This window comes from Streptomyces spiroverticillatus, assembly GCA_014650415.1.
In the GTDB taxonomy this organism is placed as follows: Bacteria; Actinomycetota; Actinomycetes; order Streptomycetales; family Streptomycetaceae; genus Streptomyces; species Streptomyces spiroverticillatus.
The window spans coordinates 43,152-57,946 of the sequence record BMUX01000010.1 but is presented as its reverse complement, the minus strand read 5'-3'; the positions used below and the strand labels follow the sequence as shown (position 1 = coordinate 57,946).

General features: G+C 73.1%; 15 protein-coding genes. 8 read left to right on the top strand and 7 right to left on the bottom strand.

The window, feature by feature from the left end:
* Positions 1-17: 17 nt before the first annotated feature.
* Positions 18-392 carry a DUF488 domain-containing protein gene (locus IE269_RS25355; protein ID WP_189825459.1) on the top strand — a complete coding sequence of 125 codons (375 nt, stop codon included), beginning with the start codon at positions 18-20 and terminating at the stop codon, positions 390-392.
* Positions 393-398: 6 nt separating this feature from the next.
* Here IE269_RS25355 and IE269_RS25350 read toward each other — a convergent pair whose 3' ends face one another.
* On the bottom strand, positions 399-1,373 hold the full coding sequence (locus IE269_RS25350) for an NAD(P)/FAD-dependent oxidoreductase (RefSeq protein ID WP_189825458.1): 975 nt from the start codon (positions 1,371-1,373) through the stop codon (positions 399-401).
* 143 nt (positions 1,374-1,516) lie between these two features.
* On the opposite strand from IE269_RS25350, the gene IE269_RS25345 reads away from it, so the two are divergent.
* The gene (locus IE269_RS25345; RefSeq protein ID WP_189825457.1) at positions 1,517-2,053 is read left to right on the top strand and encodes an SMI1/KNR4 family protein; all 537 of its coding nucleotides are present in this window, start codon (positions 1,517-1,519) and stop codon (positions 2,051-2,053) included.
* 47 nt (positions 2,054-2,100) lie between these two features.
* Positions 2,101-3,513 carry a serine/threonine-protein kinase gene (locus IE269_RS25340; protein ID WP_229898207.1) on the top strand — a complete coding sequence of 471 codons (1,413 nt, stop codon included), beginning with the start codon at positions 2,101-2,103 and terminating at the stop codon, positions 3,511-3,513.
* Positions 3,514-3,522: 9 nt separating this feature from the next.
* Here the strand turns inward: IE269_RS25340 and IE269_RS25335 are convergent, their stop codons facing one another.
* From IE269_RS25335 to IE269_RS25325, 3 genes are all read right to left on the bottom strand, one after another.
* A complete protein-coding gene (locus IE269_RS25335; RefSeq protein WP_189825456.1) occupies positions 3,523-5,388 on the bottom strand; it encodes an APC family permease in 1,866 nt (621 codons plus the stop codon).
* A gap of 100 nt (positions 5,389-5,488) precedes the next feature.
* Complete coding sequence (locus tag IE269_RS25330) at positions 5,489-5,950, bottom strand: ATP-binding protein (RefSeq protein WP_189825455.1); 462 nt, start codon at positions 5,948-5,950, stop codon at positions 5,489-5,491.
* Positions 5,951-6,088: 138 nt separating this feature from the next.
* Positions 6,089-6,835, bottom strand: a complete 747-nt coding sequence (locus IE269_RS25325) for a DUF1838 family protein (protein ID WP_189825454.1) — start codon at positions 6,833-6,835, stop codon at positions 6,089-6,091.
* 240 nt (positions 6,836-7,075) lie between these two features.
* On the opposite strand from IE269_RS25325, the gene IE269_RS25320 reads away from it, so the two are divergent.
* A complete protein-coding gene (locus tag IE269_RS25320; protein WP_189825453.1) occupies positions 7,076-8,032 on the top strand; it encodes a DUF4331 family protein in 957 nt (318 codons plus the stop codon).
* Here the strand turns inward: IE269_RS25320 and IE269_RS25315 are convergent.
* Together IE269_RS25315 and IE269_RS25310 are read right to left on the bottom strand one after the other, a co-directional pair.
* Positions 8,029-8,997, bottom strand: coding sequence for a pirin family protein (locus tag IE269_RS25315; protein WP_189825452.1), 969 nt, complete (start codon positions 8,995-8,997; stop codon positions 8,029-8,031). The two genes, IE269_RS25320 and IE269_RS25315, sit on opposite strands and share 4 nt — an antisense overlap.
* 73 nt (positions 8,998-9,070) lie before the next feature.
* A complete protein-coding gene (locus IE269_RS25310; protein ID WP_189825451.1) occupies positions 9,071-10,054 on the bottom strand; it encodes a D-alanyl-D-alanine carboxypeptidase family protein in 984 nt (327 codons plus the stop codon).
* A gap of 177 nt (positions 10,055-10,231) precedes the next feature.
* On the opposite strand from IE269_RS25310, the gene IE269_RS25305 reads away from it, so the two are divergent.
* Positions 10,232-10,564 carry a hypothetical protein gene (locus IE269_RS25305; RefSeq protein WP_189825450.1) on the top strand — a complete coding sequence of 111 codons (333 nt, stop codon included), beginning with the start codon at positions 10,232-10,234 and terminating at the stop codon, positions 10,562-10,564.
* 187 nt (positions 10,565-10,751) lie between these two features.
* Here the strand turns inward: IE269_RS25305 and IE269_RS25300 are convergent, their stop codons facing one another.
* On the bottom strand, positions 10,752-11,405 hold the full coding sequence (locus IE269_RS25300; RefSeq protein WP_189825449.1) for a response regulator: 654 nt from the start codon (positions 11,403-11,405) through the stop codon (positions 10,752-10,754).
* 141 nt (positions 11,406-11,546) lie between these two features.
* Between IE269_RS25300 and IE269_RS25295 the strand changes: the two genes are divergently transcribed.
* The 3 genes from IE269_RS25295 to IE269_RS25285 are packed head-to-tail and all read left to right on the top strand — an operon-like array spanning position 11,547 to position 14,787.
* Positions 11,547-12,467, top strand: coding sequence for an ABC transporter ATP-binding protein (locus tag IE269_RS25295; RefSeq protein ID WP_189825448.1), 921 nt, complete (start codon positions 11,547-11,549; stop codon positions 12,465-12,467).
* Positions 12,464-13,225 (top strand): ABC transporter permease, encoded by a 762-nt coding sequence (locus tag IE269_RS25290; RefSeq protein WP_229898206.1) that lies wholly within the window; start codon positions 12,464-12,466, stop codon positions 13,223-13,225. Before IE269_RS25295 ends, IE269_RS25290 begins: the two co-directional genes overlap by 4 nt.
* A 26-nt stretch (positions 13,226-13,251) precedes the next feature.
* Positions 13,252-14,787, top strand: a complete 1,536-nt coding sequence (locus IE269_RS25285; protein ID WP_229898205.1) for a sensor histidine kinase — start codon at positions 13,252-13,254, stop codon at positions 14,785-14,787.
* Positions 14,788-14,795 lie beyond the last annotated feature (8 nt).

The following is a 14,795-nucleotide window of genomic DNA, read 5'->3' as shown; positions in this document are numbered from 1 at the left end:
CCAGGAGGTGGCGAACGATGCCGTCGCGTCCCGAGTGCCGCGTGCGAGTGCGCCGTGTCTACGACCCGCCGGAGCCCGACGACGGGGTGCGCGTCCTCGTCGACCGGCTGTGGCCGCGCGGTCTGTCCAAGGAGCGTGCGGCGGTGGACGAGTGGCCGAAGGACCTGACGCCGTCGAAGGAGCTGCGGACCGCCTACCACGCGGGGCAGTGGGACTTCGCGGAGTTCCGCTCCCGCTACGAGGCGGAGCTCGCCGAACCGGCCGCGGCCGAGGCCTTGGACCGGCTGCGGGAGACCGCCGCCGCGGGGACGGTCACGCTGGTCACCGCGGTGAAGGACCCGGAGCACAGCCATGTGACCGTCCTGGTCGGGGAGTTGAGCAAGCCCCGGTAGCCCGGGTCAGCTTCTGGCGGGTACGGGTCGGGCCGCCAAGTCGTCCTGCAACAGGGCCGTGTTGACGGCGACCCCGGCCCGGTATCCGGCACTGGCCGCGTTGACCACCTGCTCTGCGGCGCCGATGGCGTTGCCGACCGCCCACACGCCGGGGAAGCTGGTCATGCCGGTCGCGTCGACCTCGGGGAACGTCCCGGCGGGCGTCTCGTGCGTACGTACGCCCAAGGCGGTCAGCACACCGTCGCGGGGCACCATCCGGGGCGGCACGACGAACGCCTCCACCTCCCGGACCTCGCCGTCGGCGAGGCGCACTCCGGTCAGCCGGTCGTCCGTCACGACCAGCTCGGCCAACTTCCCGTCCACCGACGCCCGTACGCCTGCCGCTTCAAGCAACTCACGCTGTTCGCCCGGAAGTTCAGACCCATCCAGGAACAGCGTCACCTCGCTCGACAACTGACCGAACAACAAAGCCTGGTGTACGCCCACTTCCTCCCGGTACAGCACGCCGATCCGCTGGTCCCGCACCTCCCAGCCGTGGCAGTACGGGCAGTGCAGCACCTCCCGGCCCCAGCGCTCGGCCACGCCCGGGAGATCCGGCAGCACGTCCACCAGGCCGGTGGCGACGACGACCCGGCGCGCGTGCACCCGCCCTCCGCCCGCCAGGACCACGTCGAACTCGCCCGCCCCGTCCGGCACGACCTCCGTCACCGTGTCACGCCGCACCTCTCCCCCGTACCCGGCGACCTCCTCGCGCACCACGGCCAGGAACTCGGCGGGCGGCATGCCGTCGCGCGAGGGGTAGCCCTGCATGTGCGCGGCGGGCGCGTTGCGCGGCTCGCCCGCGTCGACGACGAGCACCGAACGCCGCACGCGCCCGAGGATCAGCGCGGCCGACAGACCGCCCGCACCGCCTCCGACGACGACCACGTCATAGGCGTCCGCGACGACGCCTTCCGCCCGCTCCACACCACTCGTGGTCACCGCGACCACCTCACTTCCGCTCGACTGGGTATGCCTCGAAGGTGCACCCGCACTGCGCCAGGCGCAAACATCCTTGCTGTTCCGGCAAATCCCTCACCGACCGGAGCCGACCTGCCCGCCGACACCCCGTCTAGGCTCTCCCCATGTCCGCCCCCTTGACCGAAGCCGAACTGTCCCTCGCCGAGCGCGAGCTCGGGGTGACCTTTCCGGCTTCGTACCGTACGTATCTCCAGCAGCCGGAGCCCCCCAAGCCGGTGTTCCTGCCCCGCAGGGGCGAGCGCGGCTGGGACTGGGGCACGAGCCACGCGACGCCGCCGGAGCTGCTGCGTGTGCCCTTCCCGCACCCCGACTCGTACGTGGCGGAGGACGACGCCCTGGACGCGCGCGAACCCGACCGGCAGACGGACCCGGAGGCCTGGCAGGTCTGGGACGACGAGTGCGGGGTTCTTGAGGACCGCAAGACCGCCGGAACGGTCCTCCTCCAGGAACACGGCTGCGGCTTCGCCACGCTGCTGGCGGTCACCGGCCCCCTGGCCGGGACGGTGTGGTGGGACGGCCGCGCGACCTGCGGGCTGATCCTGCCGCTCTCGCTCGACCACGGGGGCGACGCACGCCCGGTGACGTTCGAGGAGTGGCTCGATCACGACTCCTGGGATCTGCTGCCGCCGGGCTGGGGCTGAGCGCCCCACGGGCCCCTTCCGCGACAAGAGCCTCCTACTATGCGCCTGTGACCGATGACGCCGCTCAACTCCTCGCAGACCGTTACCAGTTGACCCACCTCCTGGGCCAGGGCGGCATGGGTGCCGTCTGGCGGGCCCAGGACACGCAGTTGGCGCGGGAGGTGGCCGTGAAGGAGCTGCGGCTGCCGGGGCATCTCGGGGAGGCCGAGCGGGTGAACTGGATCGCGCGGCTGGACCGGGAGGCCAGGGCCGCGGCGGGACTGAAGCATCCGGGGATCGTCACCGTGCACGACCGGGTGGCCGGGCCGGACGGACTGCCCTGGATCGTCATGGAGTTGGTGTCCGGCGGGTCGCTGGCCGACCTGGTCGCGGCGCGGGGGCCGCTGCCGCCGCAGGAGGTCGCGGCGATCGGGCAGCAGGTGGCCGCCGCGCTGGACGCCGCGCACCGGAGGGGGATCACCCACCGGGACATCAAGCCCGCCAACATCCTCCTGGAGGAGGGCCGGGCCGTGCTGACCGACTTCGGCATCGCGGCGGTGGAGGGGGACGCGACGCTCACGGCCACCGGCATGATCATGGGGACGCCCGCGTTCATGGCCCCCGAGCAGGTGCGGGGCCTGCCCGCGACGGCGGAGTCCGACCTGTGGTCGCTGGGCGCGACGCTCTACGCGGCCGTGGAGGGCCACGCCCCCTTCGCGGGCACGACACCGAGCGCGGTGCTGGTCGCGGTGGCGACGGAGGAACCCCCGCCGGTCGTACGGGCGGGCCCGCTGGCCCCTCTGCTGACGGGCCTGCTGCGCAAGGACCCGGCGGAGCGGCTGACGATGACGCAACTGCGGGCACTGCTGGCCCAGCCGACGACGGCACCGGCCTTCACCCCTACAGATCTGCCGACGCCGTCCCCCGTGCCCCAGCCCCGCACCGTCACCGCGATGACCCCCGCGCCGATACCCCCGCCCTCCCCCGCCGCACCCCGCCCTCGCCGACCCGCGCGGCCCAAGGTGCTCGGTGCGGTGGTGGCGCTGGTCGTACTGGCCGGGGCGGCGGCGGCCGTGCTGTTGACGGCCGACGCCTTCAACACCGCGTACCAGGACAATCTGCGCGCGGCCGACAGCAGCAGGGCCCCCGACGCCTACCGTCGGGTGTCCGAGGCCCGCACCGACGGCGACCGGGCCCGTGTGACGTACACGGCGACCTGCAAGAGCGACGGCGAGTGCGGCTCCCGGGCCGACGACGCACACCAGTGGCTCGTCGCCCACCCCGGCGTGGCCGCGGTCGCCTTCACCCGGAGCAGCCCCTGCCTGACCGCGCCCGAGGGCTGCGAGGTCGCGGTCACCCCCACCGCGCCGAACGGGCAACCGGCCGTGCGCCGCGCCGTACTGCGCCTGAACGTGACCGCCGGAAGCGCCCGCCGGATCCTGGGAGGTGAATACCGGCTGGAAGTCGACTTCGGGCGGTGAGCCGCAGCGTCACAGCCGGAAGCGGAGACGGCAGATCACCGCGTCGGTGTCCCTGCGGACGGCGTGGGCGACGACCGCGCCGCGCTGGTTCTGCAGGAGCCGCTGCCAGAGGTGGGCGGGTTCGGCCTCCGGGATGAGGACGGTGATGCGGGTGCCGGGTTCGTCGCGTGCGACGTCGTTCGCGTACGTGGCGACGGGGCGGCCGATCGTACGGCGCTCGGAGGTGATCCGGACCAGGGGGACGCCGGGGTTCCACAGCGCCCAGTCCCGCTCCAGCGCTTCGGCCTGCGCCCGGTCCTCGGGGTCGGGGTGGCAGACGGTGACCGCGCGCACCTCGTCCCCCAGCGACACGGCCGCGCTCAGCGCCTCGCCCGTGAGCCGGGAGAGGGAGGAGACGGGGACGAGCACCAACGAGCGGGCGCGGCAGGGCGGTTGGGGGATGCGGCCGACTTCGAGACGGGCCCCGATACGACCGTACGCACGGTGCACCTGCGCGAACAGCGCCATCAGCAGCGGCAGCGCGACGACGATCAGCCAGGCGCCGTCGTGGAACTTGGTCGCGGTGACGACGACCGCGCTCACCCCGGTGAGCACCGCGCCGAGCCCGTTGAGGACCGCCTTGCCCGCCCAGCGCGGGCCGCGCACCGTGCGCCAGTGCAGGACCATGCCGACCTGCGCGACGGTGAAGCCGATGAAGACGCCGATCGCGAAGAGCGGGACGAGGGTGTTGGTGTCGCCGCCGGAGAAGAGGAGGAGGGCGGCGGAGACGGCGGCGAGGGTGAGGACGCCGTGCCGGTGGACCTGGCGGTCGGCCTTGAGGCCGAAGACATGCGGGAGGTGGTTGTCGCGGGCGAGGATGCCCAGGAGTACGGGGAGGCCGCCGAAGGAGGTGTTCGCGGAGAGGGCGAGCAGGATCATGGTGGCGAACTGGACGACGTAGAAGGCCCAGTTGTGGCCGAGCGAGGCGTCCGCGAGCTGGGCGAGGACGGTGACGCCCTCGACCGGCTGGAGGCCGAAGCGGGAGATCAGGACGGAGAGCCCGATCAGCATCACGCCGAGCAGCGCCCCGAGGGCGACCTCGGCGCGCTGGGCCCGGCGGGCGGCCGGTGCCCGGAAGGACGGGACGGCGTTGGCGATGGCCTCGACGCCGGTGAGCGCCGAGCAGCCGGACGCGAAGGCCTTCAGCAGCAGGAGCGCGCCGACGGTGGTGGCGTTGTCGCCGAGCACGGAGGCGTGCCCGGCCGCCGCCTCGGTGGAGGCGGGGGCGTCCCGGAACAGCCCCACGACGACCATGGCCAGGATCGCCCCGACGAAGACGACCGTCGGTACGACGAAGGCGCGGGCGGAGTCGACGACCCCGCGCAGGTTCACGCCCGTGACCAGGACGAGGACGGCCAGGCAGAGCGGCACCCGGTCCTCGTACAGCGAGGGGAACGCCGAGGTCAGCGCGGCGACTCCGGCGGTCACGGCGACGGCCACGTTCAGTACGTAGTCCAGGACGAGGGAGGCGGCGGCGACCAGGCTCGTGCGCACCCCCAGGTACCGCTTGGCGACGGCGTAGCTTCCGCCGCCGTCCGGGAACGCGGCGATCACCTGCCGGTACGACGCCACCAGCACTGCGAGCAGTGCGGCGATGCCGAGGGTGACGGGCAGGGTGAAGCCGAGGCCGTGGGCACCGGCCGCCGCCAGCACCAGGACGATCGCCTCGGGCCCGTACGCCACCGACGCCATCGCGTCGAGGGAGAGCGCGGCGAGACCGGTCACCGCGGTCAGCTTGTGCCGGGCACCGGGGTCGGCGGCGGTGTCACCGCGTGGGGGAGGCACCGAGGACGGCCCCTCGACGGAGGGCTCGGTGACGGCGGGGGTGGCGGGCATGGACGTACTCCTTCAGCAGCACAAGTCCGCCCAGCATCGGCGCGGGAAAGCACCCGCCCCGCCCCTCCTTGCGCCTTCTTACCGGCCGAAGCCCCCGTCTTCACGCCTCCTTGACGTCCCGCTGCCGGGTGCGGGGGGTGTCGGTGAGGGCGAGGTGGACGCGGGTGCGTTTGCCGAGGGGCTGCTGGTGGACCTCGTACCCCTGGCAGAGGGCCATGACGATCTCCAGGCCGTGCTGGCCGACGCGGTCGGCGTCGCCCGCCCGGGGCAGGGGAAGCGCCGGGCTGCTGTCCCAGAGGGAGACCTGGATCGCGGTTCCGTCGGTGGACAGTTCGAGGAGCTGGGGGCCGGGGGCGTACTTGCAGGCGTTGGTGATCAGCTCGCTCACCACCAGCGGGAGCACTTCCAGCGCCCGCTCGGAGACGGGGAGGCCGTAGTCGGCCCGGACCCGGCGGAGGAAGTCGCGGGAGAGGGCACGGGCCTCGCCGATGTCGGCGGGGCTTCCCTCGTAGGCGGCGCCGACGGTGAGGGGGAGCGGGTCGACGCCCGGGTCGTCCGGCATCCGGCCCCCCTTTCGACCAGCTCGTTCCGGCTCACGCTCCGGCCCCCCACTGCCCGCGACTACCCCCGCAGAGCGCCCCCATGCGTGCGGAGGCGACCGCACTACGGAGCCGGGGCCCCGCCCCCGGCAACGGGTCGGCTACTTCGGAGGGTGGAGCTTGCGCCAGTACGTCCAGCTGGTCTCGTTCGGCTCGCTCCACTTCTCCGGCGCGTGGGCGAACTCCGGGTGCCGGTCGGCGATGTGGGCGCGCGTCCGCTCGGGCACCTCTTCGTACGATCCCAGCTTGCGGCCCCGGCAGTGGTAGGTGAGCCCGCCGGGCCGCCGGCCGCGCCCCATCCAGGGCAGCCACGGGGACATCCGGCTCCACGACATCGTTGCCGGGACGCTCGGCGCGTCACCCGCCAGGTCGGCGCGGTCGGCGAAGAACTGGAAGAGTTCGAGCGCCTTGTACGTGTCGCCGGCCGACGCCTCCGGATAGTCGGCCACCGGCAGCGGCGAGGGGTAGGCCAGCGGGATCTCCAGGCTGAAGCAGACCTGGTCGCCGAGGTCGGTGGTGGGGATCGGGAAGGGACGCCACCGCTGGTTCGCGGGGTCGTTCCAGATGTGCACCACCGGCAGGTCCTGCCAGGTCTCCAGGATCTCGCGGGTGGCCGGGTCCAGGTAGAAGGCGGCCTCGCGGGTGAGGAGCTGGTAGGCGTCCGGCCCGTTCTCGGGGTCCTCCACGAGCCGGGCGAGGTTGAGCCCCTCGAACCCGAAGAGGCGCTGGTAGGGCTCGTCGGGCGCCCAGGAGTACACGTCACCGGTCCACCAGTAGGTGACCTCCGCGCCGTCGAGCGAGGCCCGGGTGCGGGCGAAGGACCGAAGAAGCTCTGCGGGTGTCGTCATGCCCTCCACCCTGCCCGATCCCCCCGGGGCAAATACGCCGGATGACGGATATGCAGCCGACTACGGAAAGGCAGAGCGTGTCTCTCACCGTTCCTCGGGCCGCGAGGGACCCGAAGGCCCACGCGCAGGCGGCACCGGGACCGACTCCGGCACCGGCACCGGCACCGGCACCGAGCATCCGCCGCACCGAACCACCGCCATTCCACCGGCACTCCCACGCGACCCGACAGGAACCCCGCCATGGCGCACCACGTATCCGGCCTGGGCATCAGCCCCACCAGCTCGGACCCCAGGAGCCACATCACCGACCTCTACGCGTTCCAGAAGCCCGGTGACGCGAGCAGGACCGTCCTCGTCATGAACATCAACCCGACCTCGCCGATCACCGAGGACGCCGTCGACCACGAGTCGGTGTACGAGTTCGGGGTGGACACCGACGCCGACGCGGTCACCGACATCGCCTTCCGCGTCCGCTTCTCCCCCGTACGCGACAACACGCAGACCGCGACCCTGCAACGCGCCACCGGCCGGGCGGCCGCCGCAGACCTCACCGCAGGCGAGACCGTCCTCGCCGACGCCCCGGTGACCTTCGGCCCCGAACCGCGGATCACCGAGGCTGACGGCTTCAAGCTGTTCGCCGGGCTGCGCAGCGACCCGTTCTTCGCCGACCCCGTCGGCGCGGCCGACAAGTTCCAGTGGACCGGCACGGACTTCTTCGCCGACAAGAACGTCTTCGGCATCGTGCTCGAAGTCCCCCACGACGCCCTCGGCCCGAACCCGCACATCGGCATCTGGGCCCGCGTCCTGGTCCCGCACGACGGCCGCCTGGTCCAGGGCGACCGCGCCGGACGCCCCGCCGTCGACGCCACCTTCAACCTGAGCGACGACGACAAACGCATCTGGAACCAGCAGGACCCCTCGCACGACCGCGAGCGCTTCCTCACCAAGTTCGCCCACGTCTTCGAGCACGCGGGCCACCCCGCCGACCGGGCCACCGCCCTCGCGGAGAGCCTGCTTCCCGACCTCCTGACGTACGACCGGTCCAGCGCCGAGGGCTTCCCCAACGGCCGCAACCTCACCGACGACGTCATCAACATGGGCATCGCCCAACTGACCGGGGGTGCCGCCCCGCACGACGGACTGCGCCCCCACACCGACCTGCGCCCGGACTTCCCGTACCTGGGAACCCCGCACTAGCGCGCGTTGCCCCGCGGCTTCAGCGGCACGTTCGGGAGCTCCGGCGCGGGCAGCGACGCCCCGCCGTAGCCCTGGACCTCGCCGAACCGGTCGCCCTCCATCCAGTCCGCCCGGGCCTTCGCGATGTCCTCCGTCGTACGGCCGACGAAATTCCACCACATGATCACCCGCTCCCCGAAGGGCGTGCCGCCCAGCAGGACCGTGCGGGCCATGGCGTCCGACTCGTTGGTCAGGGTCAGGGTGGAATTTCCCTCGGGGAGGTGGCCGAGGTCCGAGCGGTTGAGGAGGGTGCCGGAGAGGCGGACCCGACCCTGGTCGACGAGGAGGCCGTGCTCGAAGGCCGGGTCGATCGGGAGGGTGAGGCCGGCGCGCGGCGGGAGCAGGATCTCGGCGCCGAGGAGGGGGGTGAAGGTCGGGACGGGAGAGGTCGCGCCCGCCAACGTACCCAGGAATACGCGGAGTTCGGCGCCGGAGACCCGCACGGGCTCGGGGGCGTAGTGGTCGAAGGCGGGGTCCGTGTCGCGGGCGGACTCCGGGAGGGCGACCCAGAGCTGGACGCCGTGCAGGACGGTGGTGGCCGGGGTGGAGACCTCGGAGTGGCTGATGCCGCGCCCGCTCGTCATGAGGTTGAGCTCGCCGGGGCGGACGTAGGCGTGCGTGCCGAGGCTGTCGCGGTGCTCGATCTCGCCGGTGAAGAGCCAGGAGACGGTCTGGAGGCCGGTGTGCGGGTGGGGCGCCACGTCCATGCCACCCGATGTGGCCACGTCGTCGGGGCCGTAGTGGTCGGCGAAGCACCAGGCGCCGATGAGCGAGCGGGCCCGCTGCGGAAGCGTCCGACGTACCGTCATCGCCCGGGGCCCGCCGAGCGGTACGTCCCTCGGGGTCAGCACCTCGACCTTGGGGGCCGTACCGTCGGACCCCTGCTCGCACACGACAGCTGCGGGGTCCTGCTCGGCGTTGCTCATGACGTGCCCTTCGTGATGGCCATGGGTGAACTGCCGATGGTACGGGGCGGCCCTTCCCGGGACGCCCCGCCCGTCATGACGCCGGCTGGTTGAGGGTGCCCAGCGGCTTCACCCGGCCCGCCGCCCCGAAGCCCCAGTCCAGGAGCGCGCGGGCCTCGCGGTAGACGGTGAGGCCGTTGCCCTGCTGGGGGTTGAGCACGGTGACGATGAGGGTGCGCTTGCCCCGGGTGGCGGCGGCGATGAGGGTGTTGCCGGCCTTGCTCGTGTAGCCGTTCTTGATGCCGACGATGCCCCGGTAGCGGCCGATGCCGTTGGCGCCGGTCAGCAGGCGGTTGGTGTTCTGGATGGCGTACGAGGAGATGTGGCTGCCGTCCGTACGGGTCTTGTCCGGGAAGCGGGCGCTGGCGGTCGCGGCGAACTGGGCGAAGGACTTGTTCTTCAGGCCGGCGCGGCCGAACAGCGCCAGGTCGTACGCCGTTGAGTACTGGCCCGGCGCGTCGTAGCCGTCGGCGCTGACGACCTTGGTGTTACGGGCGCCCAGGGCGCGGGCCTTGGCCTGCATCTGGGTGACGCTGGACTTCCAGCCGCCGTTCATCGCGGCCAGGACGTGCACGGCGTCGTTGCCCGAGCGCAGGAAGGTGCCCCGCCACAGGTCGGCCGCGCGGTAGGTGCGTCCGGCCTTCACACCGACCACGCTGCTGCCCTCGCCGACCCCCGCCAGGTCCTGCTTGCTGACCTTGCGCAGGGCCGAGCCGGGCACGCGGGGCAGTGCGGTCAGGGCGAACAGGGTCTTCAGGGTGCTGGCCGGGGGCAGTTTCGCGTGCGGGTTGTGGGCGGCGAGGACCTGCCCGGTGCGGGCGTCCGCGACGATCCAGGCCCGCGCGGACACCTTCTTGGCCAGCGCGGCCCGGGACGGTACGGCCGCTGGGGCGGCGGAGGCCGACGAGGTGAGTAATCCCGCCTGCGCGGGCAGCAGGAGCAACAGCACTGCCCCACCGATGACTGTGCGGCTGACGACTCGACAGGAGAGGGCCGAGGCAGATGAAGTGACGGTCATTCAGTCACGGTAGGGAACGCCGGTCGTACGGAACGACCGGTATTGCGCCAACTGGGCGGCGGGGTCCGAAAGCCGACAAAACATGGCAGAGGCCGGCTCCGATTGTGCAGATTGCTTCCCGGGCGGTTCGCTTATCCGTACGGCACACGCACTGAATCCGCGAAAGAGGAGCTCCCCGTGCGCGCCCGAGGTCTCAACTACGACACCGGCTTCCTGCCCGACGACGAACTCTCGCGCCCGGTCTTCACCGAGGCCGCGGTCCGGCGCGACACGACCGTCCTCGCGGACGAGCCGCACTGCGAAGCCGTACGGATATCGGGCCCCGACCCCGAACGGCCTGAGCACGGGCGCGGAAGTGGCCCTCGTCGCCGGGTGCGGGCCGAGCGCGTTCGCCGGGGCGCGGGGCGGTACGAGATCTGCGGCTCGGCCGCGCGAGTGCGCCCCTTCAGGGGCGCGGGGAACTGCGCGCCCAGCCACCCACCCAGCCGCGCGGCCAAGCGCTTCAGGTGAAGGGGCGGGGCTGGGGACTCCCTGGCCCAGCGGGCCGGAGCTTCACGCACCCGGCACCGGGAGGCGCCCCGAGAGCCCCGGGGCTGCGCGTGTCCGGAGTCGGCGGGTGCGGGCATGGGGCGGTCCCAGGGTGGGCCCGGATCGGGCACACCGCCCCCTTGCCCGCCCGTTAGCGCCGGGCAGGAGGCTACTGCTGACGACCCGTCAGCCCGGCCTCGTACGCCGTGATCGCCGCCTCGACCCGGTTGCGGACCCCGAGCTTCGCGAGGATCGCGCTGACGTGGGCCTTCACCGTGCCCTCGACCAGGTGGAGTTGAACCCCGATCTCCGCGTTCGACAGGCCGGACCCGACCAGGGCGAGGACTTCGCGTTCCCGTGAGGTGAGGGCGGACGGTGCGGATGCCGGGTCGGGGGCGGGGCGGCCGACCCGCAGGCCGGCCACCACGCGGGCGGCGACCCTCGGGGAGAGGTAGGCGCCGCCCGACGCCACCGCGTGGACGCCGCGCAGGAGTTCGCGCGGGTCGTCGGCCTTGAGCAGGAAGCCGTCGGCGCCCTCGCGCAGTGCGCGGGCGATGTAGTCGTCCTCGCCGAAGGTGGTCAGCATGACCACCGCCGTGCCGGGCAGTTCCCGGTGGATGCGGGCCGCCGCCGCGATCCCGTCGAGTCCTGGCATCTGGATGTCGAGCAGGGCCACCGCCGGCCGGTGGGCGCGCACCGCTTCGACGGCCCCGGCCCCGTCGGCGGCCTCGGCGACGACCTCGATGAGCGGGTCCCTGGCCAGGATCGCCCGGACCCCGGCCCGGACCATCGCTTCGTCGTCCGCGATCAGTACGTCAACCATCGGCGCATCGTAGCCCTCCGCGACTTTCGCCCGACACCCCTGACGAAAGTAAAGGGCCTGGTCACCGACCTGAGAACGATGCAGTGGCGGACGCAGGGAACCTAGCGTCGAAGCAGTGCCGACCACACCGGAGGAACTGCTGTGATCACCCTGCGAGGGCTGACCAAACGCTATGGCGAGACCGTCGCCGTGGACGATCTGACGCTCGATGTCGAGGAGGGCCGGGTGACCGGTTTCCTCGGCCCGAACGGCGCCGGGAAGTCCACCACCATGCGCATGATCCTCGGCCTCGACCACCCCACCGCCGGCACCGCGCTGATCGACGGCCGACCGTACGCCCAACTCCCTTGCCCCTTGCGCGAGGTGGGCGCACTGCTCGACGCGAAGGCCCTGCATCCGGCGCGCTCCGCCCGCGGCCACCTGAACTCGCAGGCCCGCAGCAACGGCATTCCCGTCCGCCGCGTGGACGAGGTTCTGGAGCAGGTCGGCCTGGCCAAGGTGGCACGGAAGCGGGCCGGAGCGTTCTCGCTCGGGATGTACCAGCGGCTCGGCATCGCGGGCGCCCTGCTCGGCGACCCGAAGGTGCTGGTCCTGGACGAGCCCGTGAACGGCCTCGATCCCGAAGGAGTGCGCTGGGTGAGGGAGTTGGTGCGGGAGCAGGCGGCCCGGGGGCGCACCGTCTTCCTCTCCAGCCACCTCATGAGCGAGATGCAGCTCACCGCCGACCGGCTCGTCGTCATCGGGCGGGGCCACCTGCTGGCGGACCTCCCCATGGCCGAACTCCTCGCCCGCAGCGCGAGCGCCTCCGTACACGTACGGACGGCCGAACCCGAGGAACTCCGCCTCTTGGCAGGGAAGTTGGACGACGTCGACGTGTCCGGCGAGACCACGCTCGTCGCCCGGGGGACGACCTCGGCCGCCGTCGGCGACCTGGCCCACCACATCGGCGTACGACTGCACGAACTGCACCCCGTCACAGCCTCGTTGGAGCAGGCGTACATGGAACTGACCGCGCAGAGCGTGGAGTACGGGACGACCGGCGAGCCGAAGGCGGGATTGTGAACAGGGAGAAGCGACAGGGGGCCACCCTCGCCTCGGCGATCGGCTCCGAGTGGGCCAAGCTGTGGTCCGTAAGCACCTCGACGGCCTGCCTGCTCGCCGGACTCGCGCTGACCGGCGTCTTCGCCTTCTACTACGCCTCCATCGCCCGCATCAACGCCCACCCCCTCCAGCCGCTCGGCAACGCGCCGGTGTCCGCCCTGACCCTCGGGCAGTTCACGCTCCTCGTGCTCGCCATGGCCACGGTGACCGGCGAGTACGCCACCGGAAGCGCCCGCGCCTCGCTCCTGTGGGTGCCGGTGCGGGCCCGGCTGCACCTCGCCAAGTCGGCCGTGACCGCCGCGGTGGCCTTCGCGGCCGGGACCGGTTTCGGAGCGGTGGGACTGGCCGTGGCATGGGGCCCGTTCGGCGGCCGGGCGACCTTCGACGCGGCTCAGTCGGCCACGCAGGTGCTGGCCATGGGGGTGTACTGCGCGCTGCTCGCGGTGCTGGCCGTGGGTGTGGCCCTCGCGCTGCGGACGGCCGCCGCGGCGTTGAGCGTGCTGGTGGTGCTGGTCGCGGGCCTCCCGGTGATGTGTACCGGGCTGGGCGGACCGCTCCTGACGGCCGTCAACGACCTCCTGCCGCAGACCGCCGGGACGTACTTCATGCGCGGCGGCGACACCCCCTACCCCGCACCCGTCGGCCTGCTGATCGTGCTCGGCTGGGCGGTCGCGGCCCACCTGGCGGGGCTGGTGGTGCTGCGCCGCCGGGACGCCTGAGAAGGCGGATGCCAGAGACTGATCCCGTGTTCGAACGACTGAAGCCGAAGCCGCCCGCCCTCCTGGACACCGCCCTCTGGGCCGCCCTCGCGGGCGCGGGCGTCTTCGCGTACGGAGAACGGGCCGCCCCCTCCCCCGTACGGGACCTCGTCCTGCCGCTGCTGGTCCTCGCGGTGGCGGTGCCCGTGAGCCGGAGCCGTCCCCGTACCGGCGTGCTCCTCGCCAACGCGGTCTGCGCGCTGGGGCTCGCGAGCGGCCCGGTCCCGGCGGGCAGCCCGTACCTGCTGGCGCTGGCGGTTCTGACCCTGCGGCTCGGCACCGGGCCGACCGGCACGCGGCCCGCGCTGGTCGCGCTCGGCGGCTGCCTGGCCGTGGACCTTGCGGTGTGCGCGGTGCTGCGGGTGGACGCGGTGTACTGGTTCTACACCGTGTCGCTGGTGCCGCTGGCGCTGCTGCTGCCGTGGCTGGCCGGGCGGTACCTCCGGGCCAGGGCCGCGTTGGTACGGGACGGCTGGGACCGGGCGCAGGCCCTGGAGGAACGGCAGCGCGCGGTCGCCGAACGGGCCCGGCTGCGGGAACGCGAGCGCATCGCCGCCGACATGCACGACTCCCTGGGCCACGAGCTGAGCCTCGTCGCCCTGCGCGCCGGAGCCCTGGAGCTGTCCCCCACCCTCACCGACACCGACCGCGCGGACCTCGCCGATCTCCGCACGGCCGTCGCCGACGCCGTGGACCACCTGCGGGACACGATCGGCGTGCTGCGGGCAGCGGCCCCCTCCCCGACGTCGCCGCCCGAGTCCGTCGAACAACTCGTCGCCCGCGCCCGCGAGTCCGGCGCCCCGGTCACCCTGCACCGCACCGGCACCGGCCCGTCCCTCGCGCCCCTCGTCGACCGCACGGTGTACCGGGTCGTCCAGGAAGCCCTGACCAACGCCCTCAAGCACGCGCCGGGCAGCCCGGTCCGGATCTCCGTCGACCACCGCGATTCCCGTACGTCGGTACGCGTCACCAACCCGGCCCCCACCCCCTCCGCCTCCCCCGGCGGCCACGGCCTCACCGGGCTGCGCGAGCGGGTCCGGCTGGTCGGCGGCACCTTCCGGGCCGGGCACCGGGACGGCGGCTACGAGATGCTGGCCGCACTCCCCGACGACGTAACCCCTCCCTCTCGGCCGTCGCCGCCCGTACGCGAGAACGGCCTGGCCGCCGCCCGGCGCGTCACCCGGCGGCGCTTCGCGGTGGCCTTCGCGGCGCCGGCCGCGCTCGGGCTGGTCGCGCTGGGTTCGGCGGCGACGCTCGCCCACCAGCTCACCGGCTCCGTACTGCGCCCCGCGGACTACGCGGCGCTGCGGGCGGGCCAGCCGCGCGACTCCTTCGCCGACCGGCTGCCCGGTCAGCAGTTCGCCTACGTGCCCGAAGGCGTGCGGGCAGCGCCTCGACCCGCCGGTACGCGCTGCGAGTTCTACCGTTCGAACGGCAGCGTCCTGGACCGGGCCGACGTGTACCGGCTCTGCTTCACGGGCCCCCGGCTGGCGGCCAAGGACGTGCTGCCGGGGGACGGTTGAGGGGTGCG